The sequence below is a fragment of the Lacticaseibacillus pantheris DSM 15945 = JCM 12539 = NBRC 106106 genome, from assembly GCF_001311175.1.
GTDB lineage: Bacteria > Bacillota > Bacilli > Lactobacillales > Lactobacillaceae > Lacticaseibacillus > Lacticaseibacillus pantheris.
The window spans coordinates 134,585-152,451 of record NZ_BBAI01000002.1; the positions used below are offsets into that span (position 1 = coordinate 134,585).

The 17,867-nt window shown below is 52.6% G+C and carries 16 protein-coding genes and 6 pseudogenes; 20 read left to right on the forward strand and 2 right to left on the reverse strand.

The features are described from left to right. Window positions 1-15 precede the first annotated feature (15 nt). The 17 genes and pseudogenes from atpE to JCM12539_RS01835 all read left to right on the forward strand — a co-directional run bounded on the left by atpE (window position 16) and on the right by JCM12539_RS01835 (window position 14,557). Entirely contained in the window at window positions 16-228 is a 213-nt protein-coding gene (gene atpE / locus JCM12539_RS01760) for a F0F1 ATP synthase subunit C (RefSeq protein ID WP_054648787.1), read from the forward strand. Window positions 229-264: 36 nt separating this feature from the next. After that, a pseudogene (gene atpF / locus JCM12539_RS01765) lies at window positions 265-770 on the forward strand (F0F1 ATP synthase subunit B). Continuing rightward, the gene (gene atpH, locus JCM12539_RS01770) at window positions 771-1,316 is read left to right on the forward strand and encodes an ATP synthase F1 subunit delta (RefSeq protein ID WP_054648789.1); all 546 of its coding nucleotides are present in this window, start codon (window positions 771-773) and stop codon (window positions 1,314-1,316) included. A 21-nt stretch (window positions 1,317-1,337) separates the two neighbouring features. Continuing rightward, window positions 1,338-2,869: pseudogene (atpA, locus tag JCM12539_RS01775) on the forward strand (F0F1 ATP synthase subunit alpha). 11 nt (window positions 2,870-2,880) lie between these two features. Continuing rightward, window positions 2,881-3,798 (forward strand): annotated as a pseudogene (locus JCM12539_RS01780) (F0F1 ATP synthase subunit gamma). A 33-nt stretch (window positions 3,799-3,831) separates the two neighbouring features. After that, a complete protein-coding gene (atpD, locus tag JCM12539_RS01785; RefSeq protein ID WP_054648790.1) occupies window positions 3,832-5,256 on the forward strand; it encodes a F0F1 ATP synthase subunit beta in 1,425 nt (474 codons plus the stop codon). An 11-nt stretch (window positions 5,257-5,267) separates the two neighbouring features. Then, complete coding sequence (locus tag JCM12539_RS01790) at window positions 5,268-5,708, forward strand: F0F1 ATP synthase subunit epsilon (protein WP_054648792.1); 441 nt, start codon at window positions 5,268-5,270, stop codon at window positions 5,706-5,708. A 1,065-nt stretch (window positions 5,709-6,773) separates the two neighbouring features. Beyond that, on the forward strand, window positions 6,774-6,989 hold the full coding sequence (locus tag JCM12539_RS01795; protein WP_054648794.1) for a DUF1146 family protein: 216 nt from the start codon (window positions 6,774-6,776) through the stop codon (window positions 6,987-6,989). An 81-nt stretch (window positions 6,990-7,070) separates the two neighbouring features. After that, window positions 7,071-8,060, forward strand: coding sequence for a rod shape-determining protein (locus tag JCM12539_RS01800; RefSeq protein WP_054648796.1), 990 nt, complete (start codon window positions 7,071-7,073; stop codon window positions 8,058-8,060). A 15-nt stretch (window positions 8,061-8,075) separates the two neighbouring features. Further along, entirely contained in the window at window positions 8,076-8,237 is a 162-nt protein-coding gene (locus tag JCM12539_RS13005; protein WP_225350170.1) for a DNA-directed RNA polymerase subunit beta, read from the forward strand. A gap of 23 nt (window positions 8,238-8,260) precedes the next feature. Continuing rightward, complete coding sequence (yidD, locus tag JCM12539_RS01805) at window positions 8,261-8,530, forward strand: membrane protein insertion efficiency factor YidD (RefSeq protein WP_054648798.1); 270 nt, start codon at window positions 8,261-8,263, stop codon at window positions 8,528-8,530. Continuing rightward, the gene (locus tag JCM12539_RS01810) at window positions 8,530-8,751 is read left to right on the forward strand and encodes a DUF2969 family protein (RefSeq protein WP_054648799.1); all 222 of its coding nucleotides are present in this window, start codon (window positions 8,530-8,532) and stop codon (window positions 8,749-8,751) included. The genes yidD and JCM12539_RS01810 overlap by 1 nt, the downstream gene beginning before the upstream one ends. Window positions 8,752-8,848: 97 nt before the next feature. After that, a pseudogene (locus JCM12539_RS01815) lies at window positions 8,849-10,010 on the forward strand (FtsW/RodA/SpoVE family cell cycle protein). 697 nt (window positions 10,011-10,707) lie between these two features. Continuing rightward, a pseudogene (locus tag JCM12539_RS01820) lies at window positions 10,708-11,531 on the forward strand (MetQ/NlpA family ABC transporter substrate-binding protein). 161 nt (window positions 11,532-11,692) lie between these two features. Beyond that, window positions 11,693-12,756, forward strand: a pseudogene (locus JCM12539_RS01825) (methionine ABC transporter ATP-binding protein). Further along, the gene (locus JCM12539_RS01830) at window positions 12,746-13,447 is read left to right on the forward strand and encodes a methionine ABC transporter permease (protein ID WP_305068934.1); all 702 of its coding nucleotides are present in this window, start codon (window positions 12,746-12,748) and stop codon (window positions 13,445-13,447) included. The pseudogene JCM12539_RS01825 and the gene JCM12539_RS01830 overlap by 11 nt, the downstream one beginning before the upstream one ends. Window positions 13,448-13,690: 243 nt before the next feature. Next, window positions 13,691-14,557 (forward strand): helix-turn-helix domain-containing protein, encoded by an 867-nt coding sequence (locus JCM12539_RS01835; protein ID WP_082405279.1) that lies wholly within the window; start codon window positions 13,691-13,693, stop codon window positions 14,555-14,557. Window positions 14,558-14,700: 143 nt separating this feature from the next. On the opposite strand, the gene JCM12539_RS01840 is transcribed toward JCM12539_RS01835, so the two are convergent. Beyond that, window positions 14,701-15,198 (reverse strand): universal stress protein, encoded by a 498-nt coding sequence (locus JCM12539_RS01840; protein ID WP_054648803.1) that lies wholly within the window; start codon window positions 15,196-15,198, stop codon window positions 14,701-14,703. Between the two features lie 81 nt (window positions 15,199-15,279). Next, a complete protein-coding gene (locus JCM12539_RS01845) occupies window positions 15,280-15,552 on the reverse strand; it encodes a hypothetical protein (protein ID WP_054648805.1) in 273 nt (90 codons plus the stop codon). A 506-nt stretch (window positions 15,553-16,058) separates the two neighbouring features. Here JCM12539_RS01845 and JCM12539_RS01850 point away from each other — a divergent pair. Genes JCM12539_RS01850 through JCM12539_RS01860 form a run of 3 tightly spaced genes read left to right on the forward strand, consistent with a single transcriptional unit; the run spans window position 16,059 to window position 17,832 of the window. Then, window positions 16,059-17,063 (forward strand): hypothetical protein, encoded by a 1,005-nt coding sequence (locus JCM12539_RS01850; protein WP_054648807.1) that lies wholly within the window; start codon window positions 16,059-16,061, stop codon window positions 17,061-17,063. Beyond that, on the forward strand, window positions 17,063-17,485 hold the full coding sequence (locus JCM12539_RS01855; RefSeq protein ID WP_054648809.1) for a hypothetical protein: 423 nt from the start codon (window positions 17,063-17,065) through the stop codon (window positions 17,483-17,485). The genes JCM12539_RS01850 and JCM12539_RS01855 overlap by 1 nt, the downstream gene beginning before the upstream one ends. Before the next feature lie 11 nt (window positions 17,486-17,496). Continuing rightward, complete coding sequence (locus JCM12539_RS01860; RefSeq protein ID WP_054648811.1) at window positions 17,497-17,832, forward strand: hypothetical protein; 336 nt, start codon at window positions 17,497-17,499, stop codon at window positions 17,830-17,832. The last annotated feature ends 35 nt before the right edge of the window (window positions 17,833-17,867 follow it).

Genomic DNA, 17,867 nt, shown 5'->3' on the forward strand with positions numbered 1-17,867 from the left:
AGGAGGAATTTTCACATGAACTACATCGCTGCATCAATCGCCGCCGGCTTAGCCGCTTTGGCCGCATCATATGGTAACGGTCACGTTATTAGCAAGACTATCGAGAGTATGGCACGTCAGCCAGAATTGTCCGGTCAGTTCCGTAGCACGATGTTTATCGGTGTTGGTCTGATCGAAGCCGTGCCAATCATCGCCATCGCTATTTCTTTCCTGCTGCTGTTCCAATAGGATTATTAAGCACGCAGACGAAAGGAAGTGGCACAGATGTTGCATGGAATGATTTTTGCCGCCGCTGGACTTGAAGTCGGCGACATGCTGTTCGACCTGGCCACGTTCATCGTGTTGATGGTTCTTGTCGGTAAATTTGCTTGGGGCCCAGTCACCAAAATGATGCTAAGCGCCAGGAAAAGATTACCGGGGACCTGGATTATGCGGATCAGGCTAAGAGTGACGCTGACAAGCTGCTCGCTCAACGCCAATCTGAACTGCAAAATACGCAGGCAGAAGCCGTAAGCATTGTGAACACCGCTAAGACCAATGGCCAGAAGCAAAGTAAGGCCATTGTGGACGCAGCACACAAGGACGCTGCCGACCTGAAAACTAAGGCTGCCGCAGAGATTGCGCAGTCCAAGCAGGACGCCCTGAACGGCGCCCGTGATCAGGTGGCGGACCTCTCCATCACTATTGCCAGCAAGATTATCGGCAAGGAGCTGAAGGCTGAAGACCAGCAGTCGCTCATTGACGATTACATCAAAGGGCTGGGTGATTAGATGGCACTGACAAATGCGATTGTGGCACCCCGTTATGGGGCAGCATTGTTTGAAATTACGGCTGCTGAGGGGACGACCCAGGAAGTACAGTCAGAGTTTCACGCTCTCGACCAGGTGTTTAACGACAATCCTGGCCTGATGGCTGCACTGATTGGGCCCGAACTGAAGCTGAACCTCAAGCAGGAAATCGTGGGGGAACTAACCACTGGCGCTTCGCCAGTGGTTGCACGACTCGTGCAAATGACCTTTAACTATGGTCGCATTGCCGCTTTGCCTGCCATCGTGGCTGACTTCGACGAACGCATTAGTGCGGACGCCGGTCAGATCACGGGGACGGTCACCACGGCTGTGCCGTTGTCAGGTGCACAGGCAGACAAGCTTGCCGCTGCGGTAGCGCGACGCTTGGGTGTTGAGCACGCCGAATTGAACAATGTTGTGGACGCTAGCGTTATTGGTGGTGTCCGGGTGCAGGCAGCTAACTACGTAATCGACGGTACGGTGCAACACCGGATCGACCAGATTCGCGCAGAGTTGCTCACCCATTAGAAATAGTGAAGAGGTGAAGTCATGGCTATCAAAGCAGAAGAAATTAGCACGCTGATTAAACAGCAGCTAGAAAACTACAAAGACGACCTCGATGTTGCCGAGGTCGGGACTGTCACCTACGTTGGTGATGGTATCGCCCGTGCTCACGGGCTGGATAACGCCATGGCCAGTGAACTGTTGGAATTCGAAAACGGTTCATATGGTATGGCGCAGAACCTTGAAACAAATGATGTCGGGATTATCATCCTGGGTGACTTTGACGGTATTCGTGAAGGTGACACGGTCAAGCGTACCGGTCGCATTATGGAAGTACCCGTTGGGGAATCCTTGATTGGTCGCGTCGTGAACACTCTGGGTCAGCCAGTGGATGGCCAGGGTGACATCAAGACCGATAAGACCCGTCCGGTTGAAGTGAAGGCACCTGGTGTTATGCAGCGTCAGTCCGTTACGGAACCGTTGCAGACCGGTCTTAAAGCCGTTGACGCCCTCGTGCCAATTGGTCGTGGCCAACGTGAATTGATTATCGGTGACCGTAAAACTGGTAAGACCAGTATCGCCATCGATACGATTATCAACCAAAAAGACCAGGACATGATTTGTATCTACGTTGCGATTGGGCAGAAGGACTCCACGGTCCGTGCTCAGTCGAAACGTTACGCAAGTACGGTGCGATGGATTACACCATCGTGCTGACTGCTGGTCCATCCGAACCAGCACCAATGCTCTACCTGGCACCATACGCGGGTACCGCAATGGGTGAGGAATTCATGTACAACGGCAAGCACGTTTTGATTGTGTACGATGACCTGACCAAGCAGGCCGCCGCTTACCGTGAAATTTCCCTGCTGCTCCGTCGGCCACCGGCACGTGAAGCTTACCCTGGTGACATTTTCTACACTCACTCCCGTCTGTTGGAGCGTAGTGCTAAGTTGAGTGATGCATTGGGTGGCGGTTCCATGACGGCTTTGCCGATCATCGAAACACAGGCCGGCGACGTGTCCGCTTACATCCCAACGAACGTTATCAGTATCACCGACGGCCAAATCTTCCTGCAAAGTGACCTGTTCTACGCTGGTACGCGTCCAGCCATTGACGCCGGGACTTCGGTCTCCCGTGTCGGTGGTGATGCCCAGTTGAAGGCCATGAAGAAGGTTTCTGGTACGTTGCGTCTGGACCTGGCCAGTTTCCGTGAATTGGAAGCATTTAGCCAGTTCGGTTCTGACCTGGATGCGGCAACGCAGGCCAAGTTGAACCGTGGACGCCGGACCGTTGAAGTCCTGAAGCAGCCCGTACACCAGCCTTTGACCGTTGAAAAACAAGTCTTGGTTCTGTACGCTTTGACTCACGGCTTCATGGACGATGTGCCCGTGGACGATATCAACCGTTTCCAGAGTGAACTGTTTGACTACTTCGACACTAATGCTGCCGAACTGGTGCAGTCCATCAAGGACACTGGTAAGTTACCGGATACGGACAAGATGGATACGGTGATGAAGGCGTTCGCTGCCGGGTTCACCGCAGCGCAGGCTCAAACTGCAGCTTCCACTAATTAGGGGGTGAGCAGATGGCTGAATCATTAATTGATATTAAGCGACGCATCTCCTCAACCAAGAAGACGCGGCAAATCACTGTAGCCATGCAAATGGTTAGTGGTGCCAAGCTCTCTAAGATTGAGAAAAAGGCGGTTGCCTACCAGGTGTACGCGAACAAGATTCGTGCCACCGTCACGCACTTGGCGCAAGCCAGTTGCTGAGCATGGAAGCCAACCAGGATGCGGGCAAGGGCGATGGTCAGCAGCTGCGTGTTGCGGACCTGTTGCAGGAACGGACTGTTAAGAAGACCGGTTACCTGGTGATTACCAGTGACCGTGGTTTAGTCGGTGGCTACAACAGCAACGCCTTGAAGTCGATGCTCCAAGTAATTGAAGAGGACCACAAGGACAAAGACCACTACGCCATCATGGCAATTGGTGGTGTCGGCGCGGACTTCTTTAAGGCCCGGGGCATGAACGTCGCCTACGAATACCGGGGCGTTTCTGATATTCCCACCTTCAACGAGGTGCGCGAAATCGTCAAGACTGCGGTAACAATGTTTGACAACGAGGTCTTTGATGAGTTGTACGTGTGCTACAACCACCACGTTAACTCTTTGACCTCGGCCTTCCGGGTGGAAAAAAATGTTACCAATCAGCGATCTTGATCCGTCTGAAGTGGCGGACAGCCCGATTCAGTATGATGCTGAACCGAGTGTGGACGCCGTGCTCGACGTCGTGCTCCCACAGTATGCGGAAAGCTTGATTTTTGGTGCCATTATTGATGCCAAGACGGCTGAACATGCTGCTTCGACCACGGCGATGAAGAGTGCTTCAGATAACGCTAAAGATTTGATTGACGGCTTGTCTTTGCAGTATAACCGTGCACGACAAGCAGCAATCACCACGGAGTTGACCGAAATCACCGGTGCAACTGCCGCGATTGAGTAACAACCACAAATAATTGCGGGGAGGACAGCATAATTGAGTAATACTACAGGTAAAATCGTGCAAGTGATCGGACCTGTCGTCGACGTGGCCTTTCCCATCGATGGCGACTTGCCAAAGATCAACAACGCACTCGAAGTCACTAACACCCAGGGACAGACAATTGTTGTCGAAGTCGCCGTGGAGTTAGGTGACGGCGTAATGCGGACCATTGCGATGGCCAGCACGGATGGCTTGCAGCGTGGTATGGAGGTGCGCGATACCGCGGCACCAATTTCCGTACCCGTTGGTCAGGACACCCTTGGTCGCGTGTTTAACGTCTTGGGCGAACCGATTGATGGTGGCGACGAATTCGGCGCTGACCACGAACGGAACAGCATCCACCGTGACGCACCAGCCTTTGAGGAACTGAGTACTAGTTCAGAAATTCTTGAAACCGGGATCAAAGTTATCGACCTGCTCGAACCATACCTCCGGGGTGGTAAGGTCGGACTGTTCGGTGGTGCCGGTGTTGGTAAGACGGTGCTGATTCAGGAACTGATCCACAACATCGCTGAAGAACACGGCGGCTTGTCTGTGTTCACTGGTGTTGGGGAGCGTACGCGTGAGGGTAACGACCTTTACTTTGAAATGAAGGAATCCGGCGTTTTGAAGAACACCGCGATGGTTTTCGGTCAGATGAACGAATCACCAGGTGCCCGTATGCGTGTGGCCCTGACTGGTTTGACCATTGCCGAATACTTCCGTGACGTGAAGGGTCAAGACGTGTTGCTGTTTATCGACAACATTTTCCGGTTTACCCAGGCGGGTTCTGAAGTTTCCGCTTTGCTTGGTCGTTTGCCTAGTGCCGTTGGTTACCAGCCAACTTTGGCCACTGAAATGGGTCAGTTGCAGGAACGGATTACTTCCACGAAGAAGGGTTCCGTTACCTCCATCCAGGCCGTTTACGTGCCAGCCGATGACTATACCGACCCTGCACCAGCCACGACCTTCGCGCACTTGGATGCTACGACCAACTTGGAACGGCGGCTCACCCAGATGGGTATCTACCCAGCCGTGGACCCGCTGGCATCAACGTCTAGCGCTTTGACGCCGGACATTGTTGGGCAGGAACACTACGATGTGGCCATGCAGGTACAGCAAGTGCTGCAACGCTACAATGAACTGCAGGACATCATCTCAATCCTGGGTATGGACGAACTGTCCGACGAGGAAAAGACGGTTGTTGCCCGTGCACGTCGTATTCAGTTCTTCCTGAGTCAAAGCTTCTCCGTTGCCGAACGTTTCACTGGCTTGCCAGGGAAGTACGTGCCGGTTAAGGAAACCGTTGAGGGCTTCAAGGAAATCCTTGAAGGTCGTTACGACGATTATCCTGAAGAGGCGTTCCGTCTGGTCGGTAACATTGACGACATGAAGGCGAAGGCTAAGGAAATGGGTTACGACCCAGACAGTAAGGATTAGGGGGGATTCGTATGGCTGACGAGCAACAGGACGTGTTGACCGTTAACATCGTGACCCCAGATGGCGTTGTGTACGATCACCGGGCCAAACTGGTGGTTGTGCGTGCCGTTGATGGTGATTTGGGTATCATGGCTAACCACGAACCAATCGTGGCGCCATTACAGATTGGGGAAGTTCGGGTGCAAAGACTCGATGAACCCGACCACGAGAACCGGATTGCTGTGAATGGCGGCTTCATGGAGGTGGCGGATAACGTTGCTTCCATCGTTGCTGATTCCGCAGAACGTGCGCGGGACATCGACCTCAGCCGTGCTGAGGCCGCCCGTGAGCGTGCCGAACACAAGATTGAGACCGCCAAGCAGACGCAAAACCAGGACGACCTTGCTCGTGCCCAAGTGGCATTGCGGCGGGCCATCAACCGGATCAACGTCAAGCATGACGCTCAGCATTAGCGCAACGTCAATGTAGTCTCAAAGCGTGTACCCCTTGTGGGTGCGCGCTTTTTAGTTACGTTGCTGTAGATAGTGGTTGACGGCAGCGTAGGCCGGGCTGGTGAGCTACGGCTTTCGTGGGGTAGTCCGTGGTAACCACTGCTTGTGGTTGCGAACTCGCGGGTGATCTTTGGGATTGCGGCTTACGTGCCCTACGCCGGAGGTTGCTACACCCGCACGCTCCCCGTACCGGCCTCCCACGAGGTTTCTAGCCCGAGAAAATCACTCGGTCTATAAACTTTGCCGCCGTACGTCACTCTGTTCCTACGGCGCTCCGGGGTCGCAGCAACTACGTCTCTGGGCACGACGCCTCCGTCCCAAAGCCCACCCGCGGGTTCCCGATAGTTCGTAGGGTGTAAACCGACGGCTAACTGTTTAACTTCTATTTTGTGTTGCTAGAGTAGTGGTTATACGTGCGATAATTATGACTCAGTGGATTATTAACAGCGAATTGTGGGGACAGATGTGGTGCTGAGCGTAGTATATCTAGTTTTTCTCATAGGAATGTTCTCGTTGGCCAATGTGTGGTGATTATATGCATGATGGACTACCGTTCATGAACTGGCTGATGCCGGCAAATGTTTGGTGGAGGCGTCGAGCCGGCAGGAGACGATGTTGCGGCGACAGTAGTGTGAGGCCGCGTCGGTCGGGTTGGTGAGCGTAGGCGTGTGGGGTCGGAGTGGTAACCACTGCCGGGGTGCAACGTTCTTATGGCTTTAGCCATTAGAACGCGACGAGTTTCGAGACCGGCCGGCGGGTTTCCGGACGGGCTTGAAATCGCGGCGGAAACACGCCGGGTTTTGGCGGGTTGGAGCTTCGCCCTAGCAGTGGATTACCGCGGAGCACCCCACGTAAGCCGTAGCTCGCCAACCCGACTAACGCGGCCGGCAACCACTATTGCCGCAACCCCACCATTGCTTTGCAGGCATGCACCTCGTAACTTAACGGAATATTTATGCAATCGGGGTGTGCAACGCTTTAGTGTTGGTCCCGTTTTTGGTATTATGGTACGCGGAGGATTTTATAATGGACACTTCTTTAGGTCTCAGCGCCGCTTTCACGTTCATGTCACACCTAGTGTTTATCATCATGTCTTGGCGACTGCTGATTGTGTTGCGTTTTGATAAAATTCTCAAACCCAACCGCGTGAATGAATCGCGGTTACTGTTGTTTTTTTATCGCCGTAGCTTTGGGATACCTGGTGTCATCATGCTTTCTATCACTAGTCCAGGCGGCGCGTAACCTGTTTTACTTACTATAAAAGTCGCCACGCAACCTATGTTATAATGTGACGAGTAAACATCTGAGGGGAGAACATTTTTCATGGCAAGAGACATTGGGATTGATTTGGGGACGGCTAACGTCCTGATCAACGTCAAGGGCAAAGGCATTGTCCTGAACGAACCATCCGTGGTCGCCGTTGACACGCAATCCGGTAAGGTCGTTGCGGTCGGTACCGAGGCGTACAAGATGGTTGGCCGGACTCCCGGCAACATCCGCTCCATTCGCCCGCTCAAGGACGGCGTCATTGCCGACTTTGACATTACCGAGGCAATGCTGGAGTACTTTATCAACAAACTGAACGTTAAGGGCTTCATGAGCAAGCCTAGTATTCTGATCTGCGCGCCCACCAACATTACGTCCATCGAACAGAAGGCCATCATTGAGGCAGCTGAAAAGTCCGGTGGTGGCAAGGTATACTTGGAATTTGAACCCAAAGTGGCTGCCGTTGGTGCCGGTCTCGATATCTTCCAGCCTCAGGGTAACATGATTATTGATATCGGTGGTGGTACTTCCGACGTTGCCGTTCTCTCCATGGGTGAGATTGTAACGAGCCGCTCCTTACGGTTGGCCGGTGACAAGATGGATGCCGCTATCGTGAGTTACGTCAAAAACAAGCACAAGTTGCTGATTGGTGAACACACCGCTGAGCAACTAAAGATTAACATTGGTGCGGTTTACGAAGCTGACGAAAAGCAGACCATGCAGGTACGCGGTCGCGATATCGCCACCGGGCTGCCCCGTGAGGTCGAGGTGACCGCTACAGAGTTGCAGGAAGCGCTCAGTGACGTGATGGCTTCCATCATTGCGGCAGCTAAGGAAGTGCTCGAAATGACGCCACCAGAGCTGTCTGCGGATATTATTGACCGCGGAGTTATGCTGACCGGTGGTGGGGCGCTGCTGAACGGTATTTCGCAGTTGTTTGCGTCCGAGCTACACGTGCCGGTGCTGACAGCGGAAGACCCGCTGGATGCCGTGGCTTTGGGAACGGGTGTGTTGTTGGACAACATCCAGCACCACAAGCAGTACTAATCTAGGTGATTATCTTTGTTAAAGACTGATGCGATTAAACGGTTTGGTGCGCGGCTGCTAATTGGTGCCGGTATCTGCATAATTTTGTTAATATTGGGGACCATGATCGGCTTTGCCATCGGCGGTAGTAATCCGTTCGCCGTTTTTTTTGCCCAGCACCTGGACGCACATCGGTAAGTTTTTAGAGTGAGGTGTTGGTTATGCGGTGGTTACTGACAAAGTTGATTCGGGGATACCAGCGGTTTATTTCGCCGTTACTACCGGCTTCGTGCCGATATTACCCCACCTGTAGCCACTATGCCATCACCGCGATTGGCCGCTTCGGTGCACTCCGTGGATCGTTAATGGCGGCGGCGCGGATATTACGGTGTAATCCTTTGGTACCCGGTGGTATTGATTATGTACCGGACCACTTTAGTTTACGCCGTAACCCGGCAACAACTGACAATCAGGCAAGTGGGGTTAAGTAATGAGTAAAGAACAAAAGGTGAAACTGACCATGGCGGATGAACAACGTGGTGGTCAGACCGTGTCCGTCTTAAACATGGGCCGACAGGAATTGGGCTACATCCGTACTGATGGTGACCGGTTCGTGGCGGTTGTGAGTGGTAGTGAAGAGACAGACCGGTTTAAGACCGAAGATGACGCTGTAAGCTTTCTAATTGCAACGTTTCACCTGCACCAGCACTAGGTTTTAAGTTAAAGGGGGTCAGTGCGTGGCCACTGATAACGAAAAAGAGCAACAACAGCAGGGGGACCGTATTGACTACGGGATCATCCTGACCATCATGCTGTTAGCGTTGGTCGGTTGCGCAGCCATCTTTATGGCAACTGCCAATGCCAGTAGCACGGGGGCGGCAATCAAAGCCGTCATTATGCAAATAGTTTGGTATGCGATTGGGGCTGCTGGTATCGCGGTGGTCATGCGGTTTGACACCGAACAGTTATGGCGGATTGCCCCCGTACTTTATTGGGTCGGCATCTTCCTACTTATTGCCGTCCTGTTTCTGTACGACCGGCAAACGGCGTTAGCTAACGGGGCCAAGTCCTGGTTTAAGTTTGGGCCGATTACGTTTCAGCCCAGTGAAGTGATGAAGCCAGCTTACATTTTAATGTTGGCGCGGGTGGTCACTTTACACAATGCTCAGGTTAGTCACTCAGTGCGCAACGACTTTCGGTTGTTGGGTCAGATGCTAATTTGGACCCTACCCGTGGTCGTCCTGATGATTTTGCAGCACGACTTTGGTAGTACGTTGGTATTCCTGGCCATCTTTGCCGGGGTGGTGCTCATATCGGGAATTAGCTGGAAGATTATCCTACCGGTGGCCATCTTTGCGGTGGTAGTCGGCGGGGGGACCATCCTCTTGGTTACCCAATCCTGGGGACGCGTGATTTTGGAGCGGGTAGGGTTTGAAGCCTACAATTTGCGCGGATTGACTCGTGGTTGGATCCGTCTGGAGCTACGTCAGGGAATAGCTATCAGCTATGGCAAGCGATGAAGGCCATCGGTTCTGGCGGTCTGACCGGTAGTGGGTTAGGCAATTTGCAGGTTACGGTGCCCGTCCAGACTTCCGACATGATCTTTTCGGTTATTGGCGAGACGACCGGGTTCCTCGGGTCTGGGGTATTGATACTGTTGTACTTCCTGCTGATTTACCAGATGATTCGCGTGACGTTTGATACCAAAAATGAGTTTTACGCGTACATCTCAACTGGGGTCATCATGATGATCATTTTCCACGTTTTTGAAAATGTCGGGATGAACATCGGGTTACTACACTAACGGGGATTCCGTTGCCGTTCATTAGTTCAGGGGGGTCATTCCTACTGGCGAACATGTTGTCTGTGGGGATGGTGCTGTCGATGCGCTACCACTACCAGAGCTACATGTTCAGCCGCGATCGGGAAGACTTCAGTCAGGTACAATTAACGCCCAAACGCAATGAATAATGGTGAAGGGCTGTGCCAAAAGGCGGTCAGTTCCCGGTATACAAGGCGGCATCAGCGGAAATCTCGAACTTAGGATTTCTGCTGATGCCGTCTTGTATGTTAGGGAGTTGCCTTTTGGCGCGCGACCACGATGTATCGTTCGTGTGCCAAAGGCTTCTGTCACAATCCCTTTTTGTAGGGCACGGAGTAGAACGTCTTCTGGTCAGCATAGCCCATTTATAGCGGTCAGCCTTGCTGAATAGGGCTGCAACCAACCCAATTGAGGCGTCGTTCAATAACAGCGACTCACACCAAAAATTCACAATCGACTCATTCTAGGGTTGACATTACCCCTGCTTCCGCGTACCCTATATTTAAATCATCAAACGTAAACGAGTGACGTGAGAGAGATGGTGCATACGACCTAACAGAGACCCCGGATGGTGCGAATGGGAGGTACGGTGCCCAGAGAATGGCTCACTGATCGGTGCGCCGAGTTCCCGTATGGGGATTAGGTGGCAATGGCTGGCATCCATTATCTTGCACACGGGTTGTTTGACTCGTTAGTAAGGCTCGTGACTGCAGCACGAGCGATTTAGAATGGTACCGCGGGACTCCGCTTCTAACAGTTGGTTAGGGGTGGAGTTTTTTTTACGTTTGGTGGTACGTCCAACCGCAAATAAAAAAAATACGATTTCAATTATGGAGGGTTTTACACATGAAGAAGAAGTTTGTTGCACTCACAGCATTGGTCGCTGCTTTGCCGGTTTTCCTGGCCGCATGTGGTAGTAGTAGTTCCAGCACCAAGACGACCACCGTTAAGATTGGTGTGATTGGTTCTGACGCTGACGTTTGGAAGCCAGTGGCTAAGCGCCTGAAGAAGCAAAACATTAACTTGAAGCTAGTTGAGTTTACCGACTACAACAAACCTAACCAGGCTTTGCTGGACGGGGATATCGACCTGAACGCGTTCCAGACCATCCAATTCCTGGATAACTGGAACAAGGCACACAAGTCGAACATCGCGAATGTCGGTAACACGTACATCGGACCGGTTCGTCTGTACTCACAGAAGGTTAAGAAGCTTAGTGCGTTGAAGAAGGACGCCAAAGTGGCGATTGCAAACGACCAGACCAACGAAGCTCGGGCCCTGGAACTGTTGCAGCAGGCGGGTTTAATCAAGTTGAACCCAGACAAGACGTTCCCAACCACCCGCGACATCACCAGCAACAAGTTGAACCTGAACATTACGCCCGTAGATGCATCCCAGACGGCGCGTTCACTGACCTCGGTTGACGCGGCCGTGGTTAACAACGATATCGCGCTGAACGCTAAGCTCAAGCCAAGTAGCGCTATCTACGTGGAAAAGATTACTAAGGCCAGCAAGCCGTTCGTGAATGTGGTTGCGGCTACCAACAAAAACAAGAACAACAAGGTTTACAAGAAGGTTGTGAAGGCTTACCAGAATGAGGCCACTAAGAAGGTCATCAAGAAGGTGTACAATGGTTCTACCGAGCTGCATGGGACTTGTCCTTTAAGTAGCCAGTACTGCTTGAGTGAGGATCACCGCCCGGCATGATTGCGGGACGGCAGGGGCACCGTTACTCAAACCCGTGCTTTGGGTTTAAGCGATGGTGCTTTTGTCCGATATGGATATGGCCAGTGCACTCAAATGAACCGTGAGGATAGTAGGAGGAACAGCGATGAGCGATGCACCAATCATCACGTTGCAGGATGTTGACGTGTTATTCGAAGAAAAGAAGCAGGAGGTCCACGCGGTGGATCACGTCGACTTGGAGGTTAACCGGGGCGAAATCTACGGTATTGTGGGTTACTCTGGTGCCGGTAAGTCCACCCTGGTGCGGCTCATTAACAGGTTACAGCGGCCAACCAGTGGGACCGTGACCGTTTTGGGTGACGATATGGCTAAGTTATCGGCTAAGGAGTTGCGCGACAAACGGCACAAAATCGGCATGATTTTCCAACACTTCAACCTGATGGCAAGCCGGACGATTGCGGACAACGTGGCCTTTCCGTTACGTGGAACCATGCCGAAGGATCAGATTAAGAGCAAAGTCGATGAGCTACTGGAGTTGGTCGGGCTCTCCGAACGGGCTAAAGCCTATCCTGCCGAGCTATCTGGGGGCCAAAAGCAACGGGTTGGTATTGCCCGCGCACTCGCGTCTGACCCTGAAATCCTCATTTCTGATGAAGCAACTAGTGCGTTGGACCCCAAAACGACGTCATCCATTTTGACGTTGTTGAAGAGTTTGAACCAGAAATTGGGGCTGACCATCGTGTTGATTACCCACCAAATGGAGGCCGTGAAGCAGGTATGTACACGCGTCGCCGTGATGGATGCCGGGAAGATTATCGAACGGGGTTCGTTGGTGGATATCTTCGCCCACCCGCAAAAGCAGTTGACCAAGGACTTCATTGATACAACCATTCAGTTGGATGCAACTTTGACTGCCTTGAAGCTCCAGCCGGCCGTTCAGGACCTCGGACCGGGTAACCGGCTCGTCCGCCTGACGTATGTGGGCGACACCACGGATCAGCACTGGTGGCGACCCTATACGCTGAATACGGGGTGAGCGCCAACATCCTCTTTGGGGACATTCAGAGCCTGCAGAACACACCGTTTGGTAACTTGATCGTTGTACTCACCGGTGCAGCGGACCAGGTTGAGGCGGCGCTGACGTACCTCAAGCAAAACGATGTCACCGTTACGGATGTGGACCTGGAGGCAGTTGGGGGTGAGGACTAATGATGCAATTTTTTTTGAAAAGTTTTTCCCGAACGTTGTCCCGTTGTGGAATGGTGATGATGGGGTGGTTGACGCGATTAACCAAACCCTCTACATGACCTTTTGGACCAGTTTAGTAGCGGGCATTATCGGCCTCTTGCTGGGAATTATACTACTTGTGACTGACGAACACGGTATTTTGGAGAACCGGCCATTTTATTCGGTTCTGGACAAAGTGGTCAACGTGTTTCGTTCCATTCCGTTCGTCATCCTGCTGGCCATCCTGAATGGGGTTACCCGCGTGATTGTGGGGACCGGGATTGGCTCTACCGCCGCCCTAGTACCGTTAATTGTGGGTTCCGCACCGTTTTACGCCCGGCAGGTACAGAATGCGCTTTTAACCGTTGACGCAGGCGTGGTGGAAGCGGCCCAGGCGATGGGGACATCGCCAGTCGGTATTATCTTCCGCGTATATCTACGCGAAGGCTTGTCCGAGTTGATTCGGGTTTCCGTACTCACGATTATCAGTATCATTGGTTTAACGGCAATGGCCGGTGCCATTGGTGGTGGTGGTTTGGGTAACTTGGCAATTAACACTGGTTACCTACGCTACGAAAACGACGTCATCTGGGTCAGCCTGATCTTCATTCTGGTCATGGTCTTCATTGTGCAATTTATCGGCGATTTACTTGCACGTAAGACTCACCATTAGACGAATATCTATTTACGGTTGTACGGCCGGTTAATTATTGCTTTGTGTAATGATTGAGCAAGCTAACCGCTTATCGAGACTGTCATTTAATCCTACTATAAGCCCCCGCGCTAAAAATATTTTAGTGCAGGGGCTTTCTTTTTATGGATATAATTAACCTATAGTTGTTTGTTGCTTGGTATGGCAGTATTTGTACCAGAGAATTGGTGGACACGATTGTGACCGCCAGAGGGGTGTCTGTATATGGTAAATGATGGACAGGAAGTACGGATTTTAGGCGACAGGGTACGTTATTTTCGTAAGCTCCGGGGGATGTCACAGAGTAAGCTCGCGGAAGGCATTTGTACCCAGGCGACGATTAGCCTCGTTGAAAAGAGGAACAAAGTTCCGAGTATGAAAATTCTTGTACGGATTGTCAGACGATTAGGGGTAGAAATGACTGATGTGGTGGTTGAACCACAAAACACGGTGCAAATAGCGTTGAACCGCGCCATTAGTGCAATTCGTCAGCGTCAGCCACAGCAAGCCGCACAGGAGCTTGAGGTTTTGGAAGATGAAACTGATTTGCGGACTGTTGACGACCACAAACGTTTCTACTATGTTCGTGGAATGATCGAACTCATCGGTAACCACAAACCCGAGGAAGCAATTTTCTACTTCAACCGGGTCCTGCAACTCTTTGCCGGTGAGGATGCGGATGTATACGCGGTCATGGCCGTGTTGGGATTAGCGTTGGCGTACGCAGACATGGATAACCTACAACGGACGCGAATCTATGTTACCGAGGCGCTAACCTTGCTGCAGGACATTCACCGGGAAGGGGATACGTTCTTAGATAGCGCGCTACTCATTAGGTGGTATATTTGTAAAGCGCTGTTCCAACTGGGAGACCACAAAGAAGTGTTGGAGCGTACCGAGGACGCAATTAACCTAGCCGTGGATAATGAACGCTTGTTCTTACTCGATGAGTTCTACGCGCTACGGGCACGCTGCCTTGTGCAACTACGCGCTGAGAACACCACCGAGGCGTATACGGTCGCAATCTCCCTGGCTAGTGTTAATCAAAACCACGACTTAGCGGCGAGTCTACAAGCGGAAATAGCTAGTTAAGTCAAAAGTTGCAACGTTATTTATCAATAAATGATTTGGGTAAAAAAAGACACCGACAGGTCGTAACGTCAAGCGTTACTCTGTCGGTGTTATTTTTGTCAGAACACAGACACCACGATGTGGAAAGGTGGTGTGCTTGTGCACTATTCTTCATTATCTGGTGATGGCTGCTTAGTGGTGGCCAGGACTGGTTTATTGGCCAAATCCGTCCGGACAACGAGTACGTCGCAAGGTGCTTCACGAGTGACGTAAGCAGTAACAGACCCAATCAGTAGCCGCTCAACCGCGTTCAGTCCAGTGGCCCCAATCATGATCAAATCAATTTGGCGTTCCTTCGGGATGTCGCGGGCAATCACAGTCTTAGGCGCACCATACTCGATGGTGTAACTAACGTCCTGCAAGCCGGCGTCCTGCGCGGTCTGCACGTAGTCGGCCATGGTCTTTTTGGCGGCCGCCGTTACCTGTTCAACCATTGCTGAGTCAAAGCTGGAGACGTTTTGGAATGCCCTGGTATCCACAATGTGTACCAAGAGTAGTTCCGCATCGTTCCGCTGGGCAACGGCGATGGCCTTCTTAAATGCAATCTCCGCCTCGTAAGAACCGTCGACGGCGACCAAAATGTGTTTGTATTGTTGAAGCATAAGCCCACCTCCTTCATTAGGTTACCTTAAGCATACAATGTTGTGAAAGCTTTTTCAATGACAATGAGAGCGTGATTGGAATCATAGGTAGCGCGTAAATGATAGCGCAAACAGACCCATGATTGCTGCCCCCAGAACGAGTGCGACTAGGGCTAGATTCACAATGTTCACAAAAGCTGACACCAACGACAAAACCGCCGCCACTATGAGGCTGTACCCAGTCAGACCCATAGCTTGGGCTAGCGGTGTGCTGGGTTGAGTAAAGGTGAGAAATGGTTTGGTCCGGTGACTAAGTAGGTACCAAGCAATGGCGGCTAGAATAACGGCGTACAGAAGCATTAGAATCATTAACATTATTGTCTCCTTAAGGGTGAGCGTAGTTGCGTGCTCATTTTAACCACAAAAAAACTGGCGCGAGGCCAGCCAAAAGTTGTCTTTTGATTTGAAGGACTAAATGGTGCCGTTGTAGCTTCCCAATTCTTGTGAACCCGCGATAAAGCAGGTGGGAATATATGCAGCGCGCTCGTGTGTGCTAAGTGATATAGCACAATTGTCGTGCTAGTCCCATATTCCCAATGTAATGAGAATGTTCGGTCAACTGATTAGAGGGAAGAGCGAACACCTTAGTGGCTTCATCAATAATATAGCATTATCCACCACCAGATACAATACTTTGTTCTTGGTAAAATTTGTCTAAAGCGCGGGAGTGCGGCATTGACAACGTTTGCAAGATGCTGAAGCGGTGTTAACTGAGCCTGACGTTATTCAAGCTTAACGTCGGGGTCATGTTGACCAGTTGTCCGTTCGCGTCTTTGCCCATTATCGTGGTATTGTAGGTAAAGAAATGGGGGATCACAATCATGCAAATGACGGACGACATGCAACAAATATTCGCGCACGGAATGGGCGCACTCCGCACCGATCTGCCGGTACGAATCTTGCGACTCGGTGGATGGAATCAACCCACCGCCGCCGACTCACGAATGAGTCCGTACCTCTACCCAATCAGTGACGCGGCGGCCATTATTATGGGTGCGCAAACGGTCGACACCCACTTGGCCTGGTCGAGTTGGCGCGCCGCCGTGGACACCGCCCCAGACATGGTGGGGGTGAGCGCTTGGACGCCGACCAACGCGGGGGTGCGCGTGCAGTTAGCGTTGCCCGAGGCCATTTTTACCGACCTGTTTACGGATTCCGGCAAAGAGGTACAGGCTCAGGGCTATGTTACTTACCGTAACGGTTGGTATTTGCGCTGGGCCCAACGCCTGCAGCGTCGATTGCCCGGCATCGCGCAGTTGTTGCGGCCCTCCGCACCAGAATTTTCACCGGCTGGGGTGGATTTCACTAATCTGCGGCGTTACCAACAAACGGTGGGCGAACCAACAATTGGTGCGGTTCCCGGTACCGTCACGTTGGCTGGCGTCCGTTTGACCGAGCGCGGGGTATTGACGGTTGACCTTGACCTGCCTGCTGATTGTATCCCGGACGCGGCTCACCTGGCAGCCCTACGCGACCTGTGCTGGTTGACGTTGGCGGTGAACGACGATGAAACGGCGCCTTTGCCTGAATTGGCTCGAGGGTTCGCGAATGTGGCGGGTGACCAGGGCGATGGGTGGAGCGGATTATCCGCGATGCCCCAGGAAGCCGGGCAGCCCGCAGGAACGATTCTACCCGGATTTGAGCACGAAGCTTTGACGCAACAAATCTACCTCCGTGCAGGACTGGTTGCAGGGATGGGCGTGACGCCGTTGGGCACAGAGCTGTGGTCTTTGGACGGGGAACAGCAAAGCGTCATTATTGCTGGGCAGCAGGTGGGGCTGAACCCAGACGCGGCCGTTGCGTTGACCCGTAATCGGGACGCCTGATGCGCTTCCTCGGCACCCATGGGTTGGTCGTACCCCGCGGTAATACTTACCGCAACGCTGATGCGGCGGTGGCGGATTTTGACCGTAGCTTTGGCCACAAAAGTATTTTTGTTGGCGGTACCGATACCCAGGGCCCCGGTTCTGGCAGCGTGGCCATGCCGGTGCCACCGACCCCTGAGCGGTTTGCCGAGGTGGTGCGTGCACTGGGTGACGATATCATGGTGCAACTGCTGGCCCCGGGTAGCCTGTACCGTTGCCTAGTGCTGGATGGCAAAGTTTTAGCCGTGCAGGCGCGAGATTATGCGTACGTCGTGGGTGACGGTCGCCATGACGTGGCTGCTCTGTTGGCGGCTAAACGCACTCGACGGGCAGCGGCTGGTCAACCGACTTTGGCGCTGGATGCCGGGGTCACCGCAGGCTAGCACGGCAAAACGTGACGTCGGCGAGCGTGATTCCGCGGGGCACCCAGGTGTACCTCGGCCGGGATACGGCGGCGTTTGTAGCCGGAGAATATTGGGATGATCGCGCAAGTCTCGATCAGAGTTATGACGTGGTTGCCGTTCAGGCCGCGACGGCGTTGGGGTTACGTTATTGTACGGTTGACCTAGCCGTCATCAACGGTTTTATCGCCTACAGCGAGGACCAGGCGGAGTTGGCGCAAGTGGTCGGTGTGGACGCGACACCGGACTTGGTGAGTTTCTTACGCCCTACGATTGGGGACGGTAATGACTTTGCGCCGGCAGTATTAGCAGCGGCTTTGGCAAAATAATGCACAGAAAAAACGGGTACAAGTACACGCGGCGT